Source organism: Stenotrophomonas sp. 364, assembly GCF_009832905.1.
Classification (GTDB): domain Bacteria; phylum Pseudomonadota; class Gammaproteobacteria; order Xanthomonadales; family Xanthomonadaceae; genus Stenotrophomonas; species Stenotrophomonas maltophilia_AP.
On record NZ_CP047135.1, the window covers coordinates 3,658,597 to 3,673,663 of the forward strand.

Here is a 15,067-nt window from a genome sequence, read left to right on the forward strand (position 1 = left end):
GACACACGGCCGGTTCCGAACAATACAGGGAATAACGCTGGCGTCGACCGGAAACGTGATCGCCCGTTTGCCGGCGTTGGGCGGCGGTTTCCACCGGCCGCCCGCCCTGCACTAGCGCTGGCAGTGCGCCAGCACCGCGCGGCAGTCGTCCAGGTGCCAGCAGGCCAGGCCCGGCCACGGGTTGTCCGGTGCATTGACCAACAGCGTGCGGGTGCCGGCCGCGCGGCCGCATTCCAGGTCGAAGCGGTAGTCGCCCACCATCACCACCTGCGCCGGGTCCACCTGCCAGCGCCGCAGGAAGTACTGCAGCCCGGCCGGGGAGGGCTTCGGCTCGGCCTCGTCGCGGCCAATGATGTCCTGTTCGGCAAACACGTCGCCCAGCCCGATGGCCTGCAGGGTGACCTGGGCCAGGCTGCGGACGTTGCGGGTCAGGATGCCCAGCCGGCAGCCGGCCCCCTGCAGCGCGCGCACCAGCGCCACCGCGCCGGGCGCGGGCCGGGAGGCTGCGGCGAGGTCGCGCTCGTGCCGGAGCAGCCAGGCGTGTTTGGCGGCTGCCTCCTCGGCGGGCAGGCTGGCCAGGTGCACGAGGATGTCGTCCTGCACCGGGACGCCAGTTCGCGCTTGATCCGTTCGAAATCGTGCACCGCCACGGTCAGGGTGCCGTCCATGTCGAACACCCAGTGGCGGATCGCCGACAGCGGCAACGCCGCTGCCGGGTCGCCCGCCGCCGTCATTCCCACCACTTCGGCATGCGGTTGGCGTCCACCCCGCCGGTTTCGAACACCGCGGTGCGGGTGCCGCCGGCCTTGACCGGGAATTCGATGCTGATCACCTTGGCCTTGCGCGCCAGTTTCCACAGCGCCTTCTGGTCGGTGATGAACATCGCGATCGCCTCGTCGGTCTTGGGACGCCAGGCGGCCATCGCGATCGGCTTGCCGCCGTCCACGCTGACCTGCACCTTGCACTGCGGGCAGCGGAAGTCGCCGGCCTGCAGCACCAGGTAGGCATGCCGCTTCCATTCGGGGTGGTCGCGGAACACCAGCTGCACCGGCTTGGCGCCACTGCCGTCCACGTCCACGCGCTCCTTGCTGAAGATCTGCGCCGAGACCTGGCTGCCCTTGCCGCCCACCGGGATCTGGTTGTACTGCCACAAGCCCTGCATGCGGCGCAGGTCGCGTGCCGCATCACCCTTGGCCTTGACCTCGGCAAAGCCAGGCTCGATGCGCGCGGCCACGTCGGTGTCCTTGTACTGGTCCAGCAGCGCGCCGCCATGGATGCGCGCGCGCTCCCAGTCCTGCGCCGCCACGGCCATCTCGTACTCCTTGGCCACGCCTTCGGCCTTCTGTTCCTGCTGTGCCTTCGCGGCGGCGGCGGCGGCTTCCTGCGCCCTGCGTTCTTCCTCGGGGTTGCTGCAGGCCACCAGCGCGAAGGCACAGGCGGCGGCCAGGATCAGTCGTTTCATTGCGTGCTCCGTGATTGGAAAGGCGCCCACTGGCGTCACCCGGCTACTGTAACGGGGGAGCAGGCGCGGCCGCATCTTCATCGAACGCGTTCATCGGGTCCACCCTGCGGGGGGACACGACCCGGGGCGGAGCAAACGCCCTCTGCGTTGATGGTCATGCCGATACCGAACGTGGGCGATGCAACGGCAGTCGATCGGGATGCGACCCTGCCTCGGTAGCGCGACGTCGATCTGACGGAACGCCGCTGCGCAGGTGCGGCGCATAAAAAAAACGGCGGGTTTCCCCGCCGTTTTTTCAGGCATTGCATTGCATGGTGCGCACCGGCCGGGATTGCCGGCCAGCGACCAAGGTTACCTGCTCGCCTTGTCCAGCATGTCCTGCACCGACGCGGTGGTGATCGGGTGGTAACCCGGCTTGGCCTTCTCGAAGGCCGCCTTGGCGAATGCCAGGCCTTCGGGGGTCTTCACCAGTTCGGCGTAGATCGGCAGGATCAGCTTGCGACGGCCCACGCGCTCGATGAAGGCCGCGGCCGGCTCATTGGCCTCGGTGTACCCGCTGCGGATGGCCAGCGGGTACCAGCGCATCGCGATTTCGCCATTGGCGGTGCCGGTGAAGTGGTACGCCTTGTCCAGCGCGGCCAGCTTCTCCAGCGGCAGGGTCTTGCCCAGGCCGTCGATGAAGTGCACCCACTCCTGGGTACCCCATTCGCCGGTGATCTGCACGTTCGGCAGGGTGTTGCTGCCCTGCCAGGCAATGCGCGCGGTGTCGACGATGGAGAAGTTGCGCGAGCGTGCCTTGGTCGCGAACGCCGGGATGCCCGGCTCGTCCAGCCAAGCCTTCAGTTCGGCGTCGGTGACCGCACCGGGCTTCTTGGTCAGCAGGTTCTTCTTCATGTAGGCAACGAACTGGTCGGTGTTCGCGCTCTGGAAGGCGTGGTCATCGAACCAGCCACGCAGGAACGGATCGAAGGTGTCGCGACCGAAACGCTGCTCCAGGAACTGCAGGAACCACGCGCCCTTGACGTAGGCCACCTGGCTCAACGCATCGTCCGGATCACGCTCGGTCAGCGGCGGCAGCGCCAGCGCCTGGTCGGCCGGGCTCTTGTCCTTGATCTCGGCCAGCAGGTCGTTCTGGTCGATCTCGCGCTCCATCTCGGCCATTTCCTGGCCATACAGCGCTTCGGTGATGCGGCCCTGCACGTAGGTCGTGAAGCCTTCGTTGAGCCAGATGTCCTTCCAGCTGGCGTTGGTCACCAGGTTGCCCGACCAGCTGTGCGCCAGTTCATGGGCCACCAGCGACACCAGCGACTTGTCGCCGACGATCACGGTCGGCGTGGCGAAGGTCAGGCGCGGGTTTTCCATGCCACCGAACGGGAACGACGGCGGCAGCACCAGCATGTCGTAACGGCCCCAGCGGTACTGGCCGTACAGTTTCTCGGCGGCACCGATCATCTTCTCGGTGTCTTCGAATTCCTTGGCGGCCTTGCCGACCATGGTCGGTTCGGCCCACACGCCGGAGCGGCCGGAGATCGGCTCGAACACCAGGTCGCCGGCGGCGATGGCCAGCAGGTAGGACGGGATCGGCTGCGGCATCTTGAAGGTGTAATCACCGTCACGCGCGGCCTTGGGATCGTTGTCGGCGCTCATCAGCACCATCACGTCCGGGCGCGAGGTGACATGCGCGGTATAGGTGAAGCGCACGCTCGGCGTGTCCTGCAGCGGCACCCACGAACGGGCGTGGATGGCCTGGGACTGGCTGAACATGAAGGGCAGCTTCTTGCCCTCGGTCATCGACGGCTCCAGCCACTGCAGGCCCGACGCGGTCGGGGCGGTGTGGTAGGTGATCTGCACCTTGGCCGGCTGCGCAGGCGCGTCGATGCTCAGCTTGCTGCCGAACACCTTGTCGGCCGGAGCCAGCACGAACTGCAGCGGCGATGCCGTGCCGTCGGCGCCGATCGCCTCGACCTTCTCCACGCTCAGCTCGCGGGTGTCGAGCACCAGCTGCTTGGCTGCCTTGTCCTTCCACTGCAGGGTGTAGGTGGCGGTGCCACCGATCTGCTTGGCGTCAAAATCCAGCTTCAGGTCCAGCGCCACGTCCTTGACCACGACCTTGTCCGGCTCGGCGTAGGAGCTTTCATCGTGGCTGCGGCTGTCGGCTTTCATGGCAGTGCTCGCCGGTGCGGTGGCAGTGGACGCGGCAGCGGGGGCTGCAGCTTCTTTGGAACAGCCGGCGGCCAGCGCCACGGCAAGGGGAATGAGCAGGAACGGAGATCGCATGGACATCGGGACCGATCAGGGTGAAACCACCAGTTTACCCCCTGTCCGCCCTACCCCACAGCGCTGGCACCCCGGGCTGCGCATTCAGTCTGGCTCGCACAGCAGCCGGGCGCCGCCGGCGTATTTGGCACGGTACATCGCCGAGTCCGCGCGGCGGTAGACCTCGCGCAGGTCTTCGCCCGGTCGATAGGCCGCGCCGCCGGCACTGGCCTTGAGCGGGGTCTGCTCACCGCCCTCGGCGGCCAGCGACGCCAGCCAGTGGCGCAGCCGCACGCAGGCCACCGCATGGCTGGCATGCACGCCCAGCACGAACTCATCCCCGCCCCAACGCCCGATCCAGTCGCCGGGCTGCAGCCACTGCCGCGCCGACTCCACCAGCCGGACCAGCACCTGATCGCCGGCCAGGTGGCCGTACGCGTCATTGATCGGCTTCAGGTTGTCCAGGTCCACCACGAACAGGCTCAACGGCTGCCGCCGCGACTGTGCCAGCCGCGCCGAGTCGGCCAGGGCCTGCTCGCAGCCGCGGCGGTTGAGTGCCTGGGTGAGCGGATCGAGCAGCACGCTGCGGCGCAGGTCGCGCAGGCCGGCATCGACGCCGTGCAGGTTGCGGTTGATGCTGCGCAACAGCCGCCCGATCTCGTCATGGCCGAGGTCGGGCAGGTGCGGCAGGCGCTGTTCGTCGTAGTAGGCCTCCAACGCATCGGCGGCCTGGCGCAGCGGCGCCATCAGCCGGTACAGCGCCATCATCGCCATCGCGGTGCCCACCAGGGTGGCGCCCAGCACCACGCCCACCACGGTCCACATCGTGTCGCGCTGGTAGTGGCCGCTTATCGCCATCCACCCCAGCAGTACCAGCAGCGGCACGTGCACGCCGATGAACACCACGGTCATCAGCTTGGCGCTGAACGACCGGGGAAACGCGCGGGCCAGGCCGCGGTACAGACGCATGGCAGGCCCTCTCTGACAGCCTGCCCGCAGTGTGGACCAGCTCCCTCAGCGGGAACTGGACCGGTGTCTCAAACCTTGTAGCCGGAGTGGATCGAAACGATGCCGCCGGTCAGGTTCTTGTAATGGCAGCGCGCAAAGCCCGCCTCGCCCATCATGGTCTTGAGCTGTTCCTGCGGCGGGTGCTTGCGGATGCTCTCGGCCAGGTACTGGTAGCTGTCGCCGTCACGCGCGAACAGCTGCCCCAGCTTGGGCAGGATCTTGAACGAGTGGAAGTCGTAGATCGGCTTGAACCAGTCCGCGGTGACTTCGGAGAACTCCAGCACGCGCGCCTGGCCGCCCACCTTGAGCACGCGGTACATCTCGCGCAGGCCGGCGTCCTTGTCGGTTACGTTGCGCAGGCCGAAGGCGATGGTCACCAAGTCGAAGCTGGCGTCCGGGAACGGCAGCGCCTCGGCGTTGCACTGCACGTACTCCAGGCCCTTGACCAGGCCACGGTTCATCAGCCGGTCGCGTCCCACCGACAGCATGCCGGCGTTGATGTCGCCCAGCACCACCTCGCCTTCGTCACCCACCCGCTCCTTGATCAGCGCGGCGATGTCACCGGTGCCGCCAGCCAGGTCGAGCACGCGGTCGCCCGGCTTCACCTGCGCGGTGGCCACGTAGTAGCGCTTCCAGGCCCGGTGGATGCCGAGGCTCATCAGGTCGTTCATCAGGTCGTAGCTGCGCGCGACCGAGGTGAACACTTCGCCCACCAGCTTCTGCTTGTCCTTGGCTGCGACATCGCGGAAGCCGAAATGGGTGGTGCCAGTCTTGTAGGGGGATTCGCTCATGGCTGGATTATCGCACCGCTCGGCGCGCTGCGGCACCCGCCCCCTGCGACCGGGCGCCGCAGGGGGGCCGCGCCAGCCGGTGCCGAAGCCGCTGGCGGCCACTATCATGGCGGTCCAGATGCTTACGGACCGCCCATGATCACCACCCCCGACTACGCCGCCCTGCTTGAAACCGCCATCGCCGAGGCCCGCCAGGGCCTGGCCGAAGGCGGCATCCCGATCGGCGCTGCCCTGTACCACAACGACGGCCGCCTGCTGGGCTGCGGCCACAACCGCCGCGTGCAGGAAGGCGACCCGTCGGTACACGGGGAAACCGATGCGTTCCGCAAGGCCGGCCGCCAGCGCCGCTACCAGGACACCATCATGGTCACCAGGCTGGCCCCGTGCTGGTACTGCAGCGGGCTGGTGCGCCAGTTCAACATCGGCACCGTGGTGGTGGGCGAGTCGGTCACCTTCCAGGGCGGCATCGAGTGGCTGCGCGAGAACGGGGTCAAGGTGATCGACATGCAGAGCCAGGCCTGCATCGATCTGCTGGGCGGCTTCATCTCGGCCCATCCAGAGGTCTGGAACGAAGACATCGGCGAGTAATCGACGGGTGTCGCGCCGTGGGTTGGCCCCTTCCACTGGGCCTGCAGCGTGCGCGGCACCCGGTCGCAGCACGTGCGGTTCTGAACGCTTCAGTTCCGGCGCGCCGGGTGAACACGCTGTGCCAGCAGCGTATGCGCGTCTTCATGCACCGCAGTGTCCACACCTGCGGCACCGCGCCACGACGCCGCACTAACAAACCGTGCACGGCGACCGCCTATGGTGGATGCACAGGGGGCAGCAGCGTCGAGGAGACGTCATGAATGCCCGAATACGCCGCACCGCCGCCATGGATCCCGCGCTGGCCACTGCCTGGGAACAACTGCAGGTGCATTACGCCGCCTACCAGAACACCGCGCCGTTCTGGACCGCCTACCAGGCCATCCAGGACGCACTGACCCACGCCCATCCACATCGGCGCATCGACGTCTGCAACCAGCTGGCCACGTTGGCCGAGCAGCTGGGCGTGGTCGATCATGCGCAATTGCTGGGCGACCGCTGCGCTGACAATGTCAGCCAGGGTCGCCACGCGGAGTCGACGCCACAATGACATCGCATGCACTGCGCTTTACGCACTCTTGTAAAACTCCCTCCCTGCATATCGATGCCACCATGTCTTCCGCCCAGCTTTCCATCCCTGCCGTGATCGACGTAGACGCCGAAGTGGCGTACTGGCGCCAGCGCCACGCCGACGGCAACCTTGGCACGGGCACCGGGTCGTTCGGCCACTACGTGCCGTGGATCAAGTTCGCCTGCGATTCGCTCATCACCCAGCCGCGTGCGAGCGACGAGCAGCGCGATGAAGCGTTCCAGACCCAGTACGCGCTGCAGATCATGCCGCGCCTGAGCGAAGAACAGGCCCGCGCTTTCGTCGAATCCTGCTGGGAGCATGTGTACCTGACCAGCCGCCACGACGTGGCCACGCGCCCACGCCTGGGTGCCGCACGCGCCTGAGCACGCTGCACTGCGCGTACACGGCGCGGCGCCAATGATGGGGTACCGTCGCTACCCTGCCGTGCCGCATGAGCCTTCGAAGTGTGTTCAACCTGGTCGCCAAAAAGGCGGCCTATGCAGCGGGAACGCCTTGGACGTTCCTTGCCGCCGTGTCCATCGTGGTGCTGTGGGCACTCAGCGGCCCCATCTTCAAATTCAACGATACGTGGCAGCTGGTGATCAACACCGGGACCACCATCATCACCTTCCTGATGGTGTTCCTGATCCAGCACAGCCAGAACGCCGACGCGGCGGCGGTGCAGATCAAGCTCGATGAGCTGATCCGGGCCACGGCCGAGGCCAACAACGAACTGCTCGACCTGGAAGAGCTCGATGAAGAGCGACTGGAAGAGATCCGCCGCGAATACGAGCGCATGGCACGCGAAGCCGGCGATGCGCTGGAACGTGCGCGCCGCTGCCATGGCGACGGGCGCAAGGACGACCAACCTCATGACCGGGCGGATGAACCGCGGTCATGAGCGCATTGATGACCACGACGATGACCGGTAGAGCCGAATGGTAGAGCCGACTGTTAGTCGGCTGCCCTTACCGACCACCGGAAAGAAATCACGCCCGGTAGAGCCGACTGTTAGTCGGCTGCCCTTGCCGACCACCGGAAAGAAATCACGCCCGGTAGAGCCGACTGTTAGTCGGCTGCCCTTGCCCGCCGCCGGAAAGCAGCCGACTAACAGTCGGCTCTACCGGTCGGCTGTATCTACCGGTCGGCTCTACGCCTCGGGGCTACCGGCTCAGCCGCGCTCGTGCCAGCCGCCACCCAGCACCTTGTACAGCGCGACCTGGTTGGACTGCTGCGCCAGCTGCGTGCTGACCAGCGACTTGCGCGCGCTATAGGCCGTGCGCCGCGCATCCAGCAGGGTCACGAAGCTGTCCAGCCCCGCGTCATAACGGGCCTGCGACAACGTCTGCGCCTGCGTGGCCGCCGCCATCAGGGCCTGCTGCGAGGCCAGCTGCGCATCCAGGCTGTCGCTGAGGGCCAGTGCATCCGCCGCCTCGCGGAAGCCGGACTGGATGGCCTTCTCGTATTGCGCCAGCGCGATATCGCGGTTGGCGGTGGCCACGCCCAGGTTCGCGCGCAGCTTGCCGCCCTGGAAGATCGGCAGGTTCAGCGTGGGCACGAAGCTCCACGCACGGGTGCCGCTGTCGAACAGGTTGGACAGCTCCGACGACGCCGACCCGATGCTGCCGGTCAGGCTGATCGACGGGAAGAACGCCGCGCGTGCCGCCCCGATGTTGGCATTGGCCGACAGCAGCGTGTGCTCGGCGGCCATCACGTCGGGACGGCGCAGCAGCACCTCGCCGGGCACGCCGGCCGGCAGCGGCCGCACCGCCGCGACCTCGGTCACTTCAGTGGCCGGCAACAGGGTGTCATCGACCGGACCACCGGCCAGCAGCACCAGCGCGTTGCGGTCCTGCGCCACCTGCCCGGCAAAACGGGCCACGTCGGTGCGCGCGGTTTCCACCAGGGTGCGGGTCTGGCTGAGTTCCAGCGACGATGCGCCGCCGAGCTGGTGGCGCGCCTCGGCCAGCCGCAGCGAGTCTTCGTAGCTGGCCAGGGTGGCCTGGGCGATGCGCAGCTGTTCGTTGTCCGCGCCCAGGGTCAGCCAGGCATTGGCCACTTCGGCCACCAGGCTGAGCTGCGCGCTGCGGCGGTTGGCCGCTTCGCTGAAGTACTGCTGCAACGCCGCTTGGCTCAGGTTGCGGACGCGGCCGAACAGGTCCAGCTCGAACTCGACCACACCCAGGTTCGCGCTGAACTGCTCGGTCACCGGGGCATCGCCGCCGGTGCGGGTCATCTGGCCCTGTACGCCAAGGGCGGGCACGCGGTCGGCGCGCTGGATGCGGTACTGCGCCCGCGCCTTTTCGACGTTGAGCACGGCCACGCGGAGGTCGCGGTTGTTGTCCAGCGACTGGGCGATCACCGCCTGCAGGCGGGGGTCGACGAAGAACTCGCGCCAGCCGATGTCGGCCACCTCGACGGTGGCCGCGGACGTGCCGCTGGTGCTGGCCGGCCACTGCGCCGGGATCGCCGGGGCGACCTCGGTGCTGGACGGCACCAGCGTGGCGCAGCCGGACAGCGCCGCGGCCACGGCGAGGGCCAGCAGGGAGGATGCCTTACTCATGATTGCCACCTTCCGGCGTATCGCCGTTGTGTTGCGTGCCGGCCTGCGGGGATGCCTCGGCCGCGCGCAGCTTGCGGTTGAACAGGCGCTGCACCACCACGAAGAACAGCGGGATGAAGAACACACCCAGCACGGTGCCCACCACCATGCCGCCGAGCACGCCGGTACCGATCGCGCGCTGCGCGCCCGAACCGGCACCGGAGGCGATCGCCAGCGGCAACACGCCCAGGCCGAAGGCCAGCGAGGTCATGATGATCGGGCGCAGACGGTCGCGCACGGCATGCATGGTGGCCTCGATCAGGCCAGCGCCCTTTTCCAGGTTTTCCTTGGCGAACTCCACGATCAGGATCGCGTTCTTGCTGGTCAGACCCACAGTGGTGAGCATGGCCACCTGGAAGTAGATGTCGCGTTCCATGCCGCGCATGGTGTTGGCCAGCACCGCGCCGAGGATGCCCAGCGGGGCCACCAGCAGCACCGAGGTCGGCACGCTCCAGCTTTCATACAACGCGGCCAGGCACAGGAACACGATCAGCAGCGACAGGGTGTACAGCAGCGGCGTCTGCGAACCGGCCTGGCGTTCCTGGTAGGACAACGCAGTCCATTCGATCTCGAAGCCCGGCGGCAGGTCCTTGGCGAGGCGCTCGATTTCCACCATGGCATCGCCCGAGGCCACGCCCGGGGCCGGTTCGCCCTGGATTTCCATGGCCGACACACCGTTGTAGCGCTCCAGGCGCGGCGAACCGTAGTCCCAGCGCTTGGAGGCGAAGGCACTGAACGGCACCATCTCGCCCTGGCTGTTCTTCACCGACCACACGTTGAAGTCGTCCGGGTTCATGCGGAAATCCGCATCGGACTGCACATACACGCGCTTGACCCGGCCACGGTCGATGAAGTCATCGATGTAGCTGCTGCCCCACGCGGTGGCGAGGGTGTTGTTGATCGAGGCCACCGACAGGCCCAGCGCATTGGCCTTCTCCACGTCCACGTCGATGCGCAGCTGCGGGGTGTCTTCCTGGCCGTTGGGACGCACGTTGGCCAGCAGCTTGCTGCCACCTGCGCCGCCCAACAGCTGGTTGCGTGCGTTGAGCAGTGCTTCGTGGCCCTGCCCGCTGGTGTCCTTCAGGAAGAAGGTGTAGCCCGAGCCGATGCCCAGCTCCGGCATGGCCGGCGGCGGGAAGGCAAAGATGAAGGCATCCTTGATCTGGCCCAGTGCGCCCATCGCACGGCCGGTGATCGGGCCCACGCCCTGGTCGGCGTCGCGCTCCTTCCAGTCCTTGAGCTTGATGAAGGACATGCCCGCGTTCTGTCCCATGCCGGCGAAGCTGAAGCCCTGCACCGAAAACACCGATTCGACCGCCTCGGTTTCATTCTTCAGGAAGTGCTCTTCCAGCTGGTGCATCGCTTCCAGGGTACGTTCCTGGGTAGCGCCGACCGGGGTCTGCACCAGTGCCATCAGGATGCCCTGGTCTTCGTTGGGCAGGAACGAGCTGGGCAGGCGCATGAACAGCAGGCCCATCACCAATGCCAGCACCGCGAAGATCGACATGAAGCGCCACGGCCGGGCCAGGATGCCCTTGACGCCGCGCTGGTAGGTTTCGCTGGAGCGGTCGAAGCCGCGGTTGAAGCCGCCGAAGAAGCGGCCCGACCAACCCTTGTGCGCCACGTGGTGCTCGCCCTTCTTCAGCGGCTTGAGCATGGTGGCGCACAGCGCCGGGGTGAGCACGATGGCCACCAGCACCGACAGCGCCATGGCCGACACGATGGTCGCCGAGAACTGCCGGTAGATGACGCCGGTGGCACCGCTCATGAAGGCCATCGGCACGAACACCGCCGACAGCACCAGGCCGATACCCACCAGCGCGCCGGTGATCTGGCCCATCGACTTGCGGGTGGCCTCCAGCGGCGACAGGCCCTCTTCGGACATGATGCGTTCGACGTTCTCCACCACCACGATGGCGTCATCGACCAGCAGGCCGATCGCCAGCACCATGGCGAACATGGTCAGCATGTTGATCGAGAAGCCCAGCGCGGCCAGGATGCCGAACGTGCCCAGCAGCACCACCGGTACCGCGATGGTGGGGATCAGGGTGGCGCGGAAGTTCTGCAGGAACAGGTACATCACCACGAACACCAGCACGATCGCTTCGATCAGGGTCTTGATGACGCCCTTGATCGAGACCTGCACGAACGGGGTGGTGTCATACGGCACCACCGATTCCAGCCCGGCCGGGAAGTTGGACTTCATGTCCTCCAGCGCGGCGCGCACGCCGTTGGCGGTGTCCAGCGCGTTGGCGCCGGTGGCCAGGGTGATGGCGATACCGGTGGACGGCTTGCCGTTGTAGCGGGTGACGAAGTCATAGCTTTCCGCGCCCAGTTCGACGCGGGCAACATCGCCCAAGCGCAGCTCGCTGCCGTCGGTGCCGCCGCGGACCAGGATGTTGCGGAACTGTTCGGGGGTCTGCAGGCGGTCCTGCGCGTTGATGGTGGCGTTGAGCTGCTGGCCCTTCACCGACGGCGCGCCGCCGAGCTGGCCGATGGCGACCTGCGCGTTCTGCGCGGTGATCGCCGCGGTCACTTCATCCACCGACAGCTTGTAGGTATGCAGCTTGTTGGGGTCCAGCCAGATGCGCATGGCGTACTTGCCACCGAACACCTGGATGTTGCCCACGCCCGGCACGCGGCTGAGCGGGTCCACGACATTGGAGCCGACGTAGTCGGAGATGTCGTTGGCGTCCATGCTGCCGTCGTTGGACACGAAGCCGATCACCTGCAGGAAGCCGCTGCTCGACTTGGCCACGTTGATGCCCTGCCGCTGCACTTCCTGCGGCAGCAGCGGCATGGCCAGCTGCAGCTTGTTCTGCACCTGCACCTGCGCGATGTCCGGGTTGGTCCCGCTCTCGAAGGTAAGGGTGATGGTGGCCTGGCCATTGGCCGAGCTGTTGGAGGAGAAGTAGATCAGGCCATCGATGCCCTTCATGTTCTGCTCGATGATCTGGGTCACCGAGTCTTCCACCACCTTGGCCGACGCACCCGGGTAGGTGGCGCTGATTTCGACCGCGGGCGGGGCCACTTCGGGGTACATCGACACGGGCAGCTTCACCACGGCCAGCGCACCGGCGAGCATGATGATGATCGCAATCACCCACGCGAAGATGGGGCGATCAATAAAATAACGAGCCATTGGATTCTCCGCTTACTGCTTGTCGGCCGGCGCCGCCGGTGCTGCCGGCGTAGCCGGCTTGGCCGGCGCGGCGCCCATCTCGGTGGCCTGCACGGGCATGCCCGGCTGGATCTTCTGCAGGCCTTCGACGATGACCTTGTCGCCTGGCTTCAAGCCATCCTCGACCAGCCACTTGCTGCCAACCGCGCGGCTGACCTTGACCGGGCGCACTTCGACTTTGTTGTCCTTGCCGACCACCATGGCGGTGGTGTCGCCCTTGGGATCGCGGGCGATGCCCTGCATGGGCACGAGGAGGCCGTTTTCGCGCACGCCGCTGCCGACCTGGGCGCGCACGTACATGCCGGGCATCAGCACCTGGTCGGGGTTGTCGACCTTGACCCGCAGTGCGTAGCTGCCGGTGGTGGGATCGACGCTGACTTCGGAAAACTCCAGCGTGCCCTTGTGGGCGAACTCGGTGCCGTCGTCGAGCAGGATGGTGACCGGCAGGGTCTGGTTGTCCTGCAGGCGGCCGCTGGCCAGTTCGCGGCGCATCTGCAGCAGTTCGCTGGCCGACTGGGTGAGGTCGACATAGATCGGGTCGAGCTGCTGCACGGTGGCGAGCGCGTCGGCCTGGCCGGCGCTGACCAGCGCGCCCTGGGTGACCGAGGACTTGCCGATGCGGCCGCTGATCGGTGCGGTAATGCGGGCGTAGCCCAGGGTGACGTTGGCGGCATCCAGCGCGGCCTTGGCGGCGCCGACATCGGCTTCAGCCTGTTTCTGCGCGGCCACGGCGTTTTCCAGGTCCTGCTTGCTGACCGCGTCGACCTTGGCCAGCTCGGTGATGCGCTTGGCGCTCAGGCGCGCGGCGTTGGCGGTGGCCTCGGCGCGGGCGAGCTGGGCGCGGGCGCTGTTGGCCTGGGCGCGGTAGCTGGCGTCGTCCACCTGGTACAGGGGCTGGCCGGCGGTGACCAGGCCGCCTTCGGTGAACAGGCGCTTGGCGACGATGCCGCTGACCTGGGGGCGTACTTCGGCGACCAGGAAGGCATTGGTGCGACCGGGCAGTTCGCGGGTAAGGCTGACCTGTTCGCCCTTGAGGGTGGCAACAGTGACCTGGCCCGGGCCGCCTTGTGGCCCCTCCTGCTCACCGCCGCCACAGGCGGACACGGTCAAGGCGATCGCGAGGGACAGCGCGAGAAGACGGTACGGGGTTCGGGACATGGTGGGGGCTCACAGGAAACGAAAAAGGGTCGCCTGCAGCACTACCCCGCCTTTAAAAGCGACGAATGACAGCCAACAGGTCGGCAAATACGGCAAATCTGACGGTTTCGGCAGGGGCGCGGGTACGCGCGGTCCTCGCCGAGGATCAGTGGGACGGAAATATACATACATGCATGTTTGTTTGTAAAGCGGTACAATTCAGGTCGGTTTCATCCAGCAACTGCATAACGCAATGGCCAGAAAGACCAAAGAAGAGGCGCAGGCCACCCGCGCGGGGATCCTCGACGCGGCCCAGGCCTGTTTCCATGAATTCGGGGTGGCGGGGACGAGCCTGGCGATGATCGGTGCGCGCGCGGGGTATACGCGCGGGGCGGTGTACTGGCACTTCAAGAACAAGACGGAGGTGCTGACGGCGATGATCGACCGGGAGCGCATTCCGTTCATCGAGCGGTTGCGGCGGACGACGTCGTCCAGGCGCACGACGCCGGTGCTGGATCTGCGGTCGGCGTTGCTGGTGTCGTTCCAGGAGCTGGCCGATGACGAGCGGTTGCGCAACATGATGGAGATCATGCTGCGCAACGATCTGTCGGTGGAGAGCCAGGCGATGCAGGAGCTGCAGTTGGAGGCATCGCGGGAGGAGCTGGCCATTTTCGCGGCAGCCTTCCAGCGCGCGCGCGAGTTGGGGCAGTTGCGCGAGGGGGTGGATGTGGACACGGTGGCCCGGATCGTGAGCACGAGTCTGACGGGGGTGCTGTACAGCGCGATGCTGGAGCCGGAGCTGTTCGAGATCAAACGCGACGGCGCGCAGACGCTGGACGCGATTCTGAGTGCGTTCGTGAAGCCAGGTGTGTTCACCCCGGGGGCGGCGCCGACGGCGTTGCCTACTGAGGATGAGGTTTGAGGCTTAAGGCTTAAGGCGTAAGGCGTAAGGCCGAAGCCGAGCAGATTCCGCTTGTCCAGGGCTGGGCGGGGCGGTGTGGATTCACGGGACACGCCGTGAATCCATCCCTGGAGGCTCGTGGGCGCCATCCATGGCGCCCAACGGTCCCGCGAACCCACACCGCCCCACCCTCGACAGTGGGCTGGTGGCCATGGGAAAGCCGCTCTTCATCTGAATCGACTTGCTTCCGCTACGTTGTGTGTGCAGAAGATCCCGGACTGGGTTGAAGAGAAGTTGCTTTAGGCAAACGTAGGCAAAAGGTAGCTGAAGCTGTCGCCTTTTCTGTGCACGACAGGAATGTGTCGAGGGTGGGGGCGTGGGAGTTTGCGGGACCGTTGGGCGCCATGGATGGCGCCCACGAGCCTCCAGGGATGGATTTACGGCGTGTCCCGCAAACTCCCACGCCCCCGCCCAACCAGCGCATGCTTCACATATAACGCTTTTGATCCACCTCAATCGAAATAAAAAAAACGGCGACGCTTTCGCGCCGCCGCTTCCCTACCACCCGACTGG

General features: G+C 66.7%; 12 protein-coding genes and 1 pseudogene. 5 read left to right on the top strand and 8 right to left on the bottom strand.

What is annotated here, in order from left to right; genetic code table 11:
- Positions 1-111: 111 nt before the first annotated feature.
- The 5 genes and pseudogenes from GQ674_RS16440 to ubiE form a co-directional block, all read right to left on the bottom strand.
- A pseudogene (locus GQ674_RS16440) lies at positions 112-734 on the bottom strand (HAD family hydrolase).
- Positions 731-1,462, bottom strand: a complete 732-nt coding sequence (locus GQ674_RS16445) for a hypothetical protein (protein ID WP_159497929.1) — start codon at positions 1,460-1,462, stop codon at positions 731-733. Before GQ674_RS16445 ends, GQ674_RS16440 begins: the two are co-directional and overlap by 4 nt.
- Before the next feature lie 351 nt (positions 1,463-1,813).
- Complete coding sequence (locus tag GQ674_RS16450; protein ID WP_159499514.1) at positions 1,814-3,739, bottom strand: M1 family metallopeptidase; 1,926 nt, start codon at positions 3,737-3,739, stop codon at positions 1,814-1,816.
- 84 nt (positions 3,740-3,823) lie between these two features.
- The gene (locus tag GQ674_RS16455; protein ID WP_159497930.1) at positions 3,824-4,687 is read right to left on the bottom strand and encodes a GGDEF domain-containing protein; all 864 of its coding nucleotides are present in this window, start codon (positions 4,685-4,687) and stop codon (positions 3,824-3,826) included.
- Positions 4,688-4,755: 68 nt separating this feature from the next.
- Positions 4,756-5,517: a bifunctional demethylmenaquinone methyltransferase/2-methoxy-6-polyprenyl-1,4-benzoquinol methylase UbiE gene (gene ubiE, locus GQ674_RS16460; protein ID WP_038686180.1), complete on the bottom strand. Its 762-nt coding sequence runs from the start codon at positions 5,515-5,517 to the stop codon at positions 4,756-4,758.
- 135 nt (positions 5,518-5,652) lie between these two features.
- Between ubiE and GQ674_RS16465 the strand changes: the two genes are divergently transcribed.
- From GQ674_RS16465 to GQ674_RS16480, 4 genes are all read left to right on the top strand, one after another.
- Positions 5,653-6,105 carry a nucleoside deaminase gene (locus GQ674_RS16465; RefSeq protein WP_159497931.1) on the top strand — a complete coding sequence of 151 codons (453 nt, stop codon included), beginning with the start codon at positions 5,653-5,655 and terminating at the stop codon, positions 6,103-6,105.
- Between the two features lie 256 nt (positions 6,106-6,361).
- The gene (locus tag GQ674_RS16470) at positions 6,362-6,652 is read left to right on the top strand and encodes a hypothetical protein (RefSeq protein WP_159497932.1); all 291 of its coding nucleotides are present in this window, start codon (positions 6,362-6,364) and stop codon (positions 6,650-6,652) included.
- 62 nt (positions 6,653-6,714) lie between these two features.
- Positions 6,715-7,056 (top strand): hypothetical protein, encoded by a 342-nt coding sequence (locus GQ674_RS16475; protein WP_159497933.1) that lies wholly within the window; start codon positions 6,715-6,717, stop codon positions 7,054-7,056.
- Between the two features lie 68 nt (positions 7,057-7,124).
- Positions 7,125-7,574, top strand: a complete 450-nt coding sequence (locus GQ674_RS16480; RefSeq protein WP_159497934.1) for a low affinity iron permease family protein — start codon at positions 7,125-7,127, stop codon at positions 7,572-7,574.
- Between the two features lie 270 nt (positions 7,575-7,844).
- On the opposite strand, the gene GQ674_RS16485 is transcribed toward GQ674_RS16480, so the two are convergent.
- Genes GQ674_RS16485 through smeD form a run of 3 tightly spaced genes read right to left on the bottom strand, consistent with a single transcriptional unit; the run spans position 7,845 to position 13,614 of the window.
- Positions 7,845-9,236, bottom strand: a complete 1,392-nt coding sequence (locus GQ674_RS16485; protein ID WP_159497935.1) for an efflux transporter outer membrane subunit — start codon at positions 9,234-9,236, stop codon at positions 7,845-7,847.
- Positions 9,229-12,417, bottom strand: a complete 3,189-nt coding sequence (gene smeE / locus GQ674_RS16490; RefSeq protein WP_159497936.1) for a multidrug efflux RND transporter permease subunit SmeE — start codon at positions 12,415-12,417, stop codon at positions 9,229-9,231. The genes GQ674_RS16485 and smeE overlap by 8 nt, the downstream gene beginning before the upstream one ends.
- Before the next feature lie 12 nt (positions 12,418-12,429).
- Entirely contained in the window at positions 12,430-13,614 is a 1,185-nt protein-coding gene (gene smeD / locus GQ674_RS16495; protein WP_159497937.1) for a multidrug efflux RND transporter periplasmic adaptor subunit SmeD, read from the bottom strand.
- Between the two features lie 232 nt (positions 13,615-13,846).
- Between smeD and GQ674_RS16500 the strand changes: the two genes are divergently transcribed.
- On the top strand, positions 13,847-14,515 hold the full coding sequence (locus GQ674_RS16500; protein ID WP_128098078.1) for a TetR family transcriptional regulator: 669 nt from the start codon (positions 13,847-13,849) through the stop codon (positions 14,513-14,515).
- The last annotated feature ends 552 nt before the right edge of the window (positions 14,516-15,067 follow it).

Coding starts and splice junctions, on each gene's coding strand:
- GQ674_RS16445 (WP_159497929.1), bottom strand. CDS start 1,462: ATGAAACGACTGATCCTGGCCGCCGCCTGTGCCTTCGCGCTGGTGGCC.
- GQ674_RS16450 (WP_159499514.1), bottom strand. CDS start 3,739: ATGCGATCTCCGTTCCTGCTCATTCCCCTTGCCGTGGCGCTGGCCGCC.
- GQ674_RS16455 (WP_159497930.1), bottom strand. CDS start 4,687: ATGCGTCTGTACCGCGGCCTGGCCCGCGCGTTTCCCCGGTCGTTCAGC.
- ubiE (WP_038686180.1), bottom strand. CDS start 5,517: ATGAGCGAATCCCCCTACAAGACTGGCACCACCCATTTCGGCTTCCGC.
- GQ674_RS16465 (WP_159497931.1), top strand. CDS start 5,653: ATGATCACCACCCCCGACTACGCCGCCCTGCTTGAAACCGCCATCGCC.
- GQ674_RS16470 (WP_159497932.1), top strand. CDS start 6,362: ATGAATGCCCGAATACGCCGCACCGCCGCCATGGATCCCGCGCTGGCC.
- GQ674_RS16475 (WP_159497933.1), top strand. CDS start 6,715: ATGTCTTCCGCCCAGCTTTCCATCCCTGCCGTGATCGACGTAGACGCC.
- GQ674_RS16480 (WP_159497934.1), top strand. CDS start 7,125: ATGAGCCTTCGAAGTGTGTTCAACCTGGTCGCCAAAAAGGCGGCCTAT.
- GQ674_RS16485 (WP_159497935.1), bottom strand. CDS start 9,236: ATGAGTAAGGCATCCTCCCTGCTGGCCCTCGCCGTGGCCGCGGCGCTG.
- smeE (WP_159497936.1), bottom strand. CDS start 12,417: ATGGCTCGTTATTTTATTGATCGCCCCATCTTCGCGTGGGTGATTGCG.
- smeD (WP_159497937.1), bottom strand. CDS start 13,614: ATGTCCCGAACCCCGTACCGTCTTCTCGCGCTGTCCCTCGCGATCGCC.
- GQ674_RS16500 (WP_128098078.1), top strand. CDS start 13,847: ATGGCCAGAAAGACCAAAGAAGAGGCGCAGGCCACCCGCGCGGGGATC.